The 11,875-nt window shown below is 60.5% G+C and carries 4 protein-coding genes; 3 read left to right on the top strand and 1 reads right to left on the bottom strand.

Annotation, left to right across the window (positions count from 1 at the left end):
* Nucleotides 1-176 precede the first annotated feature (176 nt).
* A complete protein-coding gene (gene clpB / locus J3U87_RS08975) occupies nucleotides 177-2,759 on the top strand; it encodes an ATP-dependent chaperone ClpB (RefSeq protein ID WP_237382703.1) in 2,583 nt (860 codons plus the stop codon).
* 1,238 nt (nucleotides 2,760-3,997) lie between these two features.
* On the opposite strand, the gene J3U87_RS08980 is transcribed toward clpB, so the two are convergent.
* Nucleotides 3,998-4,597, bottom strand: coding sequence for an HAD family hydrolase (locus tag J3U87_RS08980; RefSeq protein ID WP_237382704.1), 600 nt, complete (start codon nucleotides 4,595-4,597; stop codon nucleotides 3,998-4,000).
* Between the two features lie 281 nt (nucleotides 4,598-4,878).
* Here J3U87_RS08980 and J3U87_RS08985 point away from each other — a divergent pair, with 281 nt between their 5' ends.
* Nucleotides 4,879-8,661, top strand: a complete 3,783-nt coding sequence (locus J3U87_RS08985; protein WP_237382705.1) for a UvrD-helicase domain-containing protein — start codon at nucleotides 4,879-4,881, stop codon at nucleotides 8,659-8,661.
* Between the two features lie 484 nt (nucleotides 8,662-9,145).
* Entirely contained in the window at nucleotides 9,146-11,851 is a 2,706-nt protein-coding gene (locus tag J3U87_RS08990) for a TonB-dependent receptor (protein ID WP_237382706.1), read from the top strand.
* Nucleotides 11,852-11,875: the final 24 nt, after the last annotated feature.

Below are 11,875 nucleotides of genomic sequence, written 5' to 3' on the forward strand. Positions count from 1 at the left end.
ACCGGTACCCGATCCATACCGGAAAGGTGTCGCCTGCCGTCAGGCGAAAAGCCCCGTCAGGCGCCAGCCGAGCTCACCATCTCACAAATCAAACTCAAATAATCACCCAACTTTAAACATAGAAAATATGAGTCCTTTGATGTAAGATCATTACATCAACGCATCAAGGAGGCTCCATGCGTCTGGACCAGTTCACCATCAAGGCCCAAGAGGCCGTACAGGACGCTGCCGCTCGAGCCATCTCCGAACATCATCCGGAAGTGGGGATCGAGCATCTCAGTTCGGCGCTGCTCAAGCAGTCCGATTCCATTGTCAAACCCATCCTCCAAAAGATCGGCCTGCCCGTCCCGCAACTGGAAGCCGAGCTGGACCAATACCTGGCCCGTCAGCCGCAGGTCACCGGCAGTCACGCCCAGCCCACCATCTCCGGCGGACTGGCACGATTGCTCACCAACGCCAGCCAATCGGCGACCAAGATGAAGGATGCCTATACCTCCACCGAGCACCTGTTGCTGGAGATCCTGCGCGAGAAGCGCAATGTCATGGGCCGCTGGTTGGCCCAAAAGGGCGTCGGCGAAGAGTCCCTGCTGCTGGCCCTGAAAGAGGTGCGCGGCGAATCGACCGTCACCGACCAGAACCCCGAAGCGAAGTACCAGGTCTTGGAAAAGTACACCATCGACCTGACCCACAAGGCCCGCACCCACAAATTGGATCCCATCATCGGCCGCGAAGAGGAAATTCGCCGCACCATTCAGGTTCTGTCCCGCAAGACCAAGAACAATCCGGTCCTGATCGGCGAACCGGGCGTCGGGAAAACGGCGATCGCGGAGGGATTGGCCCAGCGCATCGTCACCGGAGACGTCCCCGAGGGCTTGAAAAACAAACGGGTGCTGACCCTGGACCTGGCCTCGATGATCGCCGGTGCCAAGTTCCGCGGCGAGTTCGAGGACCGTCTCAAGGCCCTGCTCAAGGAAGTGACGGCCTCGATGGGTGAGGTCATCCTGTTCATCGACGAGCTGCACACCATCGTCGGCGCGGGCGCCGCAGAGGGCGCCATGGACGCCTCCAACATGCTCAAACCGGCACTGGCCCGTGGCGAGCTGAACTGTATCGGAGCCACGACGCTCAACGAGTATAAAAAGTACATCGAGAAAGACAGCGCGCTCGAGCGCCGTTTCCAACCGGTCATGGTCGCCGAGCCGGACGAGGCGGCCGCGATCGCCATCCTCCGCGGCCTGCGCGAACGCTACGAGGTCTATCACGGCATCACCATTCGGGACTCGGCCCTGGTTGCCGCCGTCCATCTCTCCCAACGCTACATTTCCGACCGTTTCCTGCCGGACAAGGCGATCGACCTGATCGACGAGGCCGCCTCCACCATCCGCACCCAAATCGACTCGATGCCGCTCGAGATCGATCAGGCCACGCGCATGCTGCGCCAACTGGAAATCGAGCGCGAGGCCATCAAAATGGAGGATTCGGCGCTGAATCGCGAGCGTTTGCAGGAGCTCAACCGCGAGGTCGCCGACACGGAAGAGTCGCTGCGGTCCATGAAACATCGCTGGCAGAACGAAAAGCAGCAGATCCAGGCCTTGCGCGACCTGAAGGAGAAGGTCGAACAATTGAAACAGGCGGCCCAGGAAGCGGAGCACAGCGGTGATTACAACCGCGCCGCCGAGATCCGCTACGGCCAACTTATCGAGACCGAGAAGAAGGTCGGGGAAGTGGAGGAAACCCTCAAGGCGCTGCAGGCCGAGGGCAGCCTGCTGCGCGAAGAGGTGACCGAAAGCGACGTCGCCCGCGTAGTCAGCCACTGGACCAACATTCCGGTTTCGAAAATGCTGGAATCGGAAAAGAGCAAATTGCTGCATCTGGAAACGCGAATCCACGAACGCGTCGTCGGCCAAGAACGGGCCGTGGTCGCGATCTCCGATGCCATTCGTCGCTCGCGCAGCGGCTTGCAGGATCCCGATCGGCCGCTGGGCAGTTTCCTGTTCCTCGGTCCCACGGGTGTCGGCAAGACCGAGCTGGCCCGGGCCCTGACCGACCAGCTCTTCGACAGCGAAAAGAAGATGATCCGCATCGACATGTCGGAGTACATGGAGAAGCATTCGGTCGCACGCCTGATCGGTTCACCACCGGGATACGTGGGCCACGAGGAGGGTGGCCAACTCACCGAGAAGGTGCGTCGCTCGCCCTACGCGGTGGTGCTGTTCGACGAAATCGAGAAGGCCCACGCCGAGGTGTTCAACGTGTTGTTGCAGATCCTCGACGACGGTCGCCTGACGGACGGCAAGGGCCGCACGGTGAACTTCCGCAACACGGTCATCATCATGACCAGCAACCTCGCCTCGGACATCGCGGCCCGCCCCGACATGGACCAGGTGGAAAAGGAAGGCAAGCTGCTGGCGGCCATCAAGAACCACTTCCGGCCCGAGTTCATCAACCGCATCGACGAAATCATTCCGTTCGAGATGCTTTCGGACGACATGCTGCGCGACATCGTCAAGATCCAACTGTCGCGGCTCGACGCACGCATGGAGGAGTTGCAGGTCAGCCTGGATGTGACGGACGAAGCGCTCGACTTCATCGCGGAAGTGGGTTTCGACCCCGCTTTCGGCGCACGACCGATCAAGCGCGCGATCCAGAACCACCTGCTCAACCCCCTCGCCAAGTCTTTGTTGGAAGGGCGGATCGGCAAGGGTCAGACGATCCACGTGCACCGCGGCGAAGGCGGCCTGACGTTCACGGCGGATTGACGGCGACGATGGAGGCCCGGCGGGCCTCCATCGTTCGGCCAACCGCCAACGGGAGTTGGTTACGCCGAATAGCGAAGCGTCTTGCGTTGGCAGCCACGCGTTCATCGAAGCACCCAAGTTTCCAGTGCCCGCAAGCCGAGAGGGGCGTCGGGCCTGTAGGTGGAGCAGCTTGCTCCACCAATCGAAGCAACTCGAGCAGCGACAATCAATTGCGCCAAAGAGCAAAGCCGGTCCTTTCCCCTATAGAACACCAGCAAGGTCGCAAAGTCCAAAGTCCCCGCATCTCCAGAGGGGCGTCGGGCCTGTAGGTTGGCCCGCCGGGCCGACGCTTCGAAGCAATCCAAGCAACAGCAATCAATTGCACCAAAGAGCGAAGCCGATCCTTTCCCTCGCAACGCCAATCAAAAGCCGCAAATTCCGTGTCCCCGCATCTCCATAGGGGCGTAAGGCCTGTAGGTGGAGCAGCTTGCTCCACCAATCGAAGCTTCGTAACTATCAGTAAAAAATCCGCTTAAGAGCGAAGCGAGCATCTCTGTATTAACTTCCTCAACGAAGTACCAATCTACAGAGAGCCCCTGTGCAAAGGGAGACGTCGATGCGGTATACGCAGGGCCCGCTCAGAGGGCGTGCCTGAATGATCGAAGTGACACAACCCGAGCATTGAGATCACTTTAAGAGAGAAGCACACTGCCCTGCCGCCTCTCCTACGGCGAAGGGTGAGGTGCATTCCTGGTACACTCGGGAATTTACCCTGGGGATTCTACGCTCGGTAGGGCTTCGGTGGCCAGGTTTCTACAGGCTGGAGACGCTTTGCTCTTAAGGTTTTCGAAAATATGGGGTTGCATGGCTTCGATTGGTGGAGCAAGCTGCTCCACCTACACGCCTGACACCTCTCTCGAAACGGGGGCTCCCCGAAGTTCCGTTCTTCGATGAAGAAGTTACGGCGAACATGCGTGCTTCGCTCTTGAAAACACTGATTCTTTAGAGGTTATGTGCTTCGATTGGTGGAGCAAGCTGCTCCACCTACACGCCTGACACCTCTCTCGAAATGGGGGCTCCCCGAAGTTCCGTGCTTCGATGAAGAAGTTACGGCGAACATGCGTGCTTCGCTCTTGAAAACACTGATTCTTTGGAGGTTATGTGCTTCGACGTGTCGGCCCGGCGGGCCAACCTACAGCATGAACGCCTCTCTCGGCATGCGGGCACGCCCGGCCGTCGCACTTCGAAGCGGCACGCGCTCAATTCGGCGTTTCGAACAATGGCAGCAACTGATCGAGCGACACCACCTGGATGTCGGCCAGCTCGCCGAACGGAAAGACACCGCTGCCGTCGACGTAGACCGTCGCCACACCCGCCGCACGGCCCGCCTGCAGATCGAACAGGTAATCGCCGGCCATGACCGCCCGTGACGGATCGCAGCCCCATCGCGACAGCAAACGCGCCACGCCACTGGGACTCGGCTTGGGTTCCGCCTCGTCGCGACCGAGAATGTCGTCCACCTCGAAAAACGGCAGCAGTCCGGTCACTTCCAGCGTCAGCAAGGCGTTGCGCCGGGTATTGCGGGTCAGCACGCCCAGGTGCGCCCCGGCATCGCGCAAGGCACGCAAGAGGCTCACGGCACCGATCGCCGCCGTCGCGCGACCGGCGATCTCGTACTCGATTTCGTCCAGTCTCCGGGCGATCGGCGCGGCGCGTGCAGCGTCCATCTCGGACAAGACTTCGAGAATCGGTCGATCTTCCGGCAATCCCAGCTCACGCTTGATCGCCACGAAATCGTGAATGGCGTGGGTCAAGGTTCCGTCCATATCGAAAACCCATCCACGTCTGTGCGCCAACAAACCGGCCTCCCTAGCTCACTTTTCGGGTCGTGGCGTTTCCGCCCGGCTTCGTTCGTGTGGTACAAATGCCCATTATATCCGGGCCTCAACTCGAGTTGGGCGATTCCTGGCGGCATCTCGCCCCCAGCCCATGACGTGCCAGGGGCTGAACCGGCAAGCGCTCCATCAGGGGAGCCGCGCACGATGCAGGTGGGCGTGGTGCGAAACAAACGATCGCACCGACATGCACGCGGGGGTCCGCCCGATATGGCCGCATGACTCGGTCCAGGACGAACGCAAGCATGGCGCAGGTGACAGACCAGGTGATTCACGTTCTCATCAACGATACCGTCAAAGACTACTTCCTCCAACTCTCGCCGCCGCAGCGAAAACGGTTTCGCGCCAAGTTCGAATACCTGGAAAACGGATTGTGGGACACCGGCCTCAAAGTCAAGAAACTCAAGGGCACCTCTTCCAAAACCATCTTCGAGGGCCGCCTGGATCGTGGCAACCGAATCCTCTTCACCCTCGGCCGCGATCGCATCGCCGGCGAGGACGCCCTGCTGATCTACGTGTGGGCGATCGTGGTCCACGACGACATCGACAAAAAGAGCCGCATCATCGCGCCCCAAGGCGTGCCGTTCCTCCAATTCAACGCGTACAGGGAGGAGCTTCACGAGTCACTGGAGCTGGAGGACCTCGACGCGGCCTACATCACCCAGGAACGCATCACCGACCCGATCGCCGAGGAGACGGCCGGCCAGCGCTGGCACACCCTGGCCGAACCGGAGTGGCAGCGTCTGGAGCGCTACAGTCGCGACGACTTCGCCCTGTTCCTCTTCCTCACACCCATCCAACGCGACATCCTGAGAAGCCCGCCGCCGCTGCTGGTCTCGGGAACCGCCGGCAGCGGCAAAACGACCCTTGCCGTCTACTACCTGTTCAAGGATGTCCTGCGCCACCAGAAAAAGTTGTTCATCACCTACAATCGCCGTCTTCGCGATTTCTCCCAAGGCCTCTTCAAGGCCCTGATCAACGAACACCCCGAGTCGGGCGACTGGCACGCCCCGGATTTTCACACCTTCAAAGATTTCTGTCTGTCGATCTGCCGCCACTTCAACCAGCCGTTCCCACCCGAAAAGGAAGTTCATTTCGGGCGTTTCCAAAAGATGTACGGCGAAGGACAATCGGGCGCGCGCCACGATGCGGCCCTGGTTTGGGAGGAGATCCGGGCCATCATCAAAGGTGCACTGCCCCAAGCCAACCTGGAAATCCTGCGCACCTGCCACCGGCGATTGGGCGAGGGCAATCTCAATCAGGACCAAATCCTGCGGCTCCAGGATCAGTTCCGCCAATTCGCCAAGCTCGCCTCGACCAAACCGATCGCCGAAGCCGCCCGCAAGCGGTTTGGCGAATCGCTGAATCGCTTCGCCGTGAACCTACCGCAACACCTGGCCCAACACCCCGACCGCGTCGCCGACCTGCTGGATCAGGCCCGCCAATACCTCGAATCCCGCAAGGACCTGACGACCCATCGTTACCTTTCGCTCTACGAGTACGAGAGCCAGGGTCGCAAAAAAGCGCCCAACTTCCGGTTCGACCGCAAGGAGATCTACCACATCTTTCTCTGGTACCAAAAGCAATTGGACCGCAACGGCCTTTGGGACGAACTGGACCTGGTTCACGCGACGGGCCGGCTCCTGGCCGAACGGGCGACGGACGCGTTCCGCTACGATTTCATCATTTGCGACGAGATCCAGGATTTGACCGACATCCAACAGGAGCTGCTGTTCGGCCTGGCTCGCAACCCCTACAACCTGTTCCTCTGCGGCGACAGTCGCCAGATCATCAACCCCAGCGGCTTTCGCTGGGAGGAACTGCGCCGCCACTTCTTCGAACGCGATCTCAAGGTTCCCGAACCACGGTTTCTCTCCATGAACTTTCGCAGCTCGGGCAATATCGTGGAGTTGGCCAACAGCCTGCTGACGCTCAAGGAGACCATCTTCGGGTCGCGCAAGGACGAACGCAGCGAGGATTGGAAATTCAAGGGTCGGCCGCCCATGGTCGTCACCGGTCTCGACGATGGGGCCATGTTGGCCACCGTGCGTCGGGCGGGTGCGAATCGCACCATCCTGGTTCGCACCGAAGCGGAACAACGACGCCTGATGAAGCTGCTGGAAACGGAGCTGGTGTTCACCATACGCGAAGCCAAAGGCCTCGAATTCGACACCGTGCTGCTCTGGAAATTCGGTGCGGATCCGCTCACCCTCGACATCTGGCAGGCGATCCTCCAAGGCAAGGAAGTGGATCGTCACGAGGCCAAGATTCGCCACGAGATGAACCTGCTCTACGTCGGGATCACGCGCGCCAAAAAGGATCTGTTGATCTACGAAGGCCAGGCCGGATCGGCGATTTGGGATGCCCCGGAGTTCGCCGAGCAAATCTTCCGCACCGACGACCAGGAGCGGATCGCCCAGGTTTGGGATGTGGTCAGCACCCCCGAAGAATGGGCCACGCAGGCACGCTACTTCCTGGACCAGGAGCACTTCAAGGCGGCGATGGAGTGCTTCAAGAACGCGAACGACCCGAACGGGCTCGCCCTGGCCGCGGCCCGCCTGCACGAACACCGCGGCGAATGGCGTGAGGCCGCCGAAAACTATGTACACTTGGGTATGGACCGCGAAGCGGCCATCCACTTCGAGCGGGCCGGCGCGTTCGACCAGGCCTTTCCCCTCTGGACCCAGTTGGGAGAAACCGAGCGCGCCATGCGCTGCGAAGTGGAACTCCTGATTGGCGACCGGCACCTGAAGCAGGCCGCCGAACACCTCGTCGCACTGCACGAACCCCAGCGTGCCGCGACGTTGTTTCTGCAAGCCAAGCAATTCGCAGCCGCGGGCCGACTCTTTCGGGATGCCCTGAACCAGCCCGAGGACGCGGCGAGCGCGTTCGAAAAAGCCGGCGAGCTGTTGGAAGCCGCGCCCCTGCTGGAAGCCCTGGGCCACAAGGAACGAGCGGCCTATTGTTTCCTGCGCGGCAAGGATTTCCTGAGCGCCGCGGCCCTCTACCACGAGCTGGGCGATACCGGCAGTCAGATCAAGGCCCTGAAGCAGGGCAATCACAAACGCGAGCTGATGGAACTCTGCGCGCAACGCCGGGATTTCGAGGACGCGGTCAAGTACGCCGGTCAACTGGACAAGCACTGGCTGGGCACGTTCGCCGATCGCGAGTTGGCGACTGGCGACCCGTTCAAGGCCGCGGTCGGGTTCAGCGCCCTGAACGACTATGCCCGTGCGGGGGAAGCCTACCTGAAACTGGAGCATTACGAGGCCGCCGCACACGCGTTCGCCACGGCCAGGGATATTCGAAGGTCCTGCGAGGCCTTTGCGCTCTTCGATCCCAGTATGGCGGTTTACAGGGCCTCCAATTGGTCCGAGGACCTGGAAGCGGGTTCTCCCCATCTAAAAAAGTATTTGAAATTGCTTCACGAAAAGGATCCGAAGGAACTCCACGAGCAGGCCATCGGCCTGTTCGTCGATCACAAATACATCCCGGCCGTCTACGCGATGGAACTTCAGGGCGGACCCGGGCTGGAACTCGGCATCGGCTACGCGGCCCTGGATCGTGAACAGGAAGCGATCCAGGTCTGGAAAAACGTCTCGTTACGCGATTTTTCCCAACTGCTCACCCTCGACTTGAAGCAGAACGACAAAGTCGGGTTTTTCGTCGAATTCATGCTGTACCACTACCCGTGGGACGAACAAACCGGCGGATATATGGAAGATTCCCTGGCAACGGTGTACCATCAAAAGATCGTTTCCCTCATCGATACCTGGTTGGAAAAACACGGCTCGGTGGCAGCTTTCGCCCGTTGGGGCGATATTTTGATTCACTACGCGGAAATGGGCGCGTTTTGGCAATCCATCGTGCGCGCCACCGTGACCGGTCATTGCACGGATCTCCTGGAACCCTACCTCGACAACCTGGACCAAAGCCATCCCCGCACGGCCAAAAAGGCGCGTCAAGCCTACCAAACCCAATCGAAGAAAGCCAAAGATTCGGACCAGCACAACCCACCGCCCGAGTAGCGCTCCCTCAATAGATCAAATAAACTTTTATTTTCAATTTACCCAGCTCTACAGCATTCACACAATCATATCCATGAAGTGATTTTTTTCACAAAAGCTCACTCGTACTTTTTGTCGCAAAGTTTCTGACACGGCGCAGCATGGATGTGCTAATATGCGCCCATTCTCGGTCCTCATAGGCGCTAACCATTTGTAAACCGTAAGGTTGTCCATCTGCCCCACCGGCTCGGCCGAGTGGCGGCAGAAGCGTCCTGCATGGTCACAACCCTCGGGAACTGTTGGACGGCCATTCCCTAGCGGGTTTTCCCACCCGATCGACCCCCACCGGGTCATGTCCAATCACGGGCCCGAATCCCATTCGACATTTATGACATGACTCTATTTATGTCCTTTCTCTTGTGCTGCCCTCCCCCGCACGAATCGATTATTTGGGCGCCTCCTTTCGAGGAACCGTGATTCATATATGTAAAGGAGCACAACACCCATGGAGCAACAAAGAGACATTCAACCGAACGGTGCCCAGCCGTTCGGTCAGGTCGCACGCCGTATGCTCGGCCTGCTTTTCCTCATTTTTTGTGCCGTCCCCGCATTTGCCCAAACCGGCCTGATCGTCGGGACCGTGACAGACGGCGCCTCGTCTCAACCCCTCGCCGGCGCGACCATCCTGGTCGTGGAAATCCAAAAGGTCGCAGTCAGCGACGAGCAAGGCAAATACAGTCTGCGCGTGCGGCCCGGCAACTACAAGCTGCTGGTCACCTTCCCCGAATACGAGTCCGTGTATCAGGCCGTGACGGTCGAGGCGGACGGCGAAGACACGCAAGATTTCGAAATGTACGAAGCGCTGGCGCAGTTCGGCGAGGAGCTGGTGGTGATCGGGTCACGCGCGGCCCGCACGGCCATCGAAACGCCGGTGCCGGTGGACGTCATGCACACCGACGAGCTGAAGAGCACGGGCATGACCGAAACCAGCAAGATGCTGCAATTCCTGGCGCCGTCCTTCAACTTCTCGACCTCCACCATCAGTGACGGCACGGACATCGTGCGTCCCTCCACCCTACGCGGTCTGGGGCCCGACCAGACCCTGGTTCTGGTCAACGGCAAACGCCGCCACACCAGCGCCCTGGTCCACGTCAACGGCTCGGTCGGGCGCGGCACGGCGGGGGTCGACATGAACGCCATCCCGGCCAGCGCCATCGAGCGCATCGAGATCCTGCGCGACGGGGCCTCGGCCCAGTACGGTTCCGACGCGATCGCAGGCGTCATCAACCTGGTGTTGAAGGACGACGTGGGCACCTCCTTCGACGTGAACTCGGGACAGACTTACGACGAGGACGGTGAAGTCGTCATGGGCAGCATCAACCACGGCTGGCGGATCGGCGATACGGGTTACCTGAACCTGACCGCGGAGTTCCGAGATCGCGGCGCCACCAACCGCGCCGGCCTGGATCCGAGACAACAATACCCCTCGCTGGCGGACGGGTCGCCGGACCCGCGCGAAACCAGTTTCGATCGCCTGAACCACCGCTACGGCGACGCGGATTCCGAGAACCTGGGCTTCTTCCTCAACGGCTCATTCCCGCTCGGTGACGATTCCGAAATCTACGTTTTCGGCGGCTACACGGATCGCGAAGGTGAATCGGGCGGCTTCTACCGCCGTTCGCTGGATGCCCGCAACGTTCCCGAAGTCTATCCCGACGGCTTTTTGCCACTCATCAACACCACCGTGGAAGACAGTTCGCTTTCGGTGGGCTTCAAAACCCTGATCGCGAACTGGGTGTTGGATGCCAACGTCACGACGGGCGGCAACTCGTTCGAGTTCGACATCAGCAATTCGGTCAACGTTTCGCTGGGCACGGCCAGTCCCACCGAAGCGAATGCCGGCACGTTGGAATTCAACCAGACCACCGCCGGGCTCGACCTCTTCGGCACCGTCGATTGGGGACTCAGCAGCCCGGTCAACCTGGCGTTCGGGGTGGAATGGCGCCAAGACAACTACCAGATCGAAGCCGGTGAGACCGCTTCATGGGTCGACGGCGGCGTGCCGAACCAGTTCGGCGAACGCGCGGCTCCCGGGATCCAGGTCTTTCCCGGATTCCGTCCCGCCAACGAGGTGGACGAAGATCGCGACAACCTGGCGCTGTACGCCGAAATGGAATCCAATCTCTCCGAGCAGTTCCTGTTGTCGCTGGCCGGTCGTTTCGAGGACTACAGCGATTTCGGCAACAACTTCAGCGGCAAGCTGGCGATGCGTTACACCATCAGCGAGGGCCTGGCCCTGCGCCTCTCGGGAAGCACCGGATTCCGCGCGCCTTCGCTGCATCAGTCGTTCTTCAACAACACGTCGACCCAGTTCGTGTTCGACGAGGCCAGTGGAGAGCTGGTCCCGTTCGAGGTGGGTACCTTCCGCAACAACGACGAGGTCACCCAGGCATTCGGTATTCCCGAACTCAAGGAGGAGACCTCGGTCAACGCCTCGGCCGGCTTTACCTGGAAGCCCATGAAGAGCCTCTCGATCACGGCCGATATCTACCGCATCGATATCGACGACCGCGTCGTGGTTTCGGGCCAGTTCCAGGACAGCGCCGATCCGCGGATCGAGGCCATCCTGGCGCCGTTCAACGTGCGCGCGGCCCAGTTCTTCACCAACGCGATCGACACCGAAACCGAGGGTGGTGACCTGGTCATCTCCTGGGCGTCCAAGATCGGTGCCTCCAGCACGCTCAAGATCACCGCGGCCGGCAACTGGAACGACACCGAGGTCGCCGACGAGGTGGCCATTCCCGCCCAACTGGAGGGATTGCAGGACACCCTGTTCAACCGCATCGAGCGCGAACGGGTGCAGACCTCGCAGCCGCGCAGCCATCTGAACCTGGGCTTGGGCTACAGCAACGGCGGATTCTTTTCCAACGTGCGGCTGAACCGGTTCGGCAGCGTCAAGACGGTCGAGGTGGCGAGCAATCCGGACCTGGACCAGGTTTTCGGCGCGAAGGTCCTGACCGACTTGGACCTTGGCTGGAACTTCAACAACGGACTGCGGTGGTCGTTGGGCGCCAACAACCTGTTCGATGTCTACCCCGACGAAAACCGCACCGAGATCTCGTTCAACGGCATCTTCGTATATCCCCGTCGTACGGCACCGTTCGGCTTCAACGGCGGTTCGTACTATACGCGGATCTCTTACGCCTTCTAGGCGGAACCAAGGCCGGAGGCACGA

Origin of the sequence: Sulfidibacter corallicola, assembly GCF_017498545.1 — a bacterium.
In the GTDB taxonomy this organism is placed as follows: Bacteria; Acidobacteriota; Holophagae; order Acanthopleuribacterales; family Acanthopleuribacteraceae; genus Sulfidibacter; species Sulfidibacter corallicola.

Bases quoted from the DNA above. Each gene is read 5' to 3' on its own strand.
- clpB (WP_237382703.1), top strand. From the start codon at position 177: ATGCGTCTGGACCAGTTCACCATCAAGGCCCAAGAGGCCGTACAGGAC.
- J3U87_RS08985 (WP_237382705.1), top strand. From the start codon at position 4,879: ATGGCGCAGGTGACAGACCAGGTGATTCACGTTCTCATCAACGATACC.
- J3U87_RS08990 (WP_237382706.1), top strand. From the start codon at position 9,146: ATGGAGCAACAAAGAGACATTCAACCGAACGGTGCCCAGCCGTTCGGT.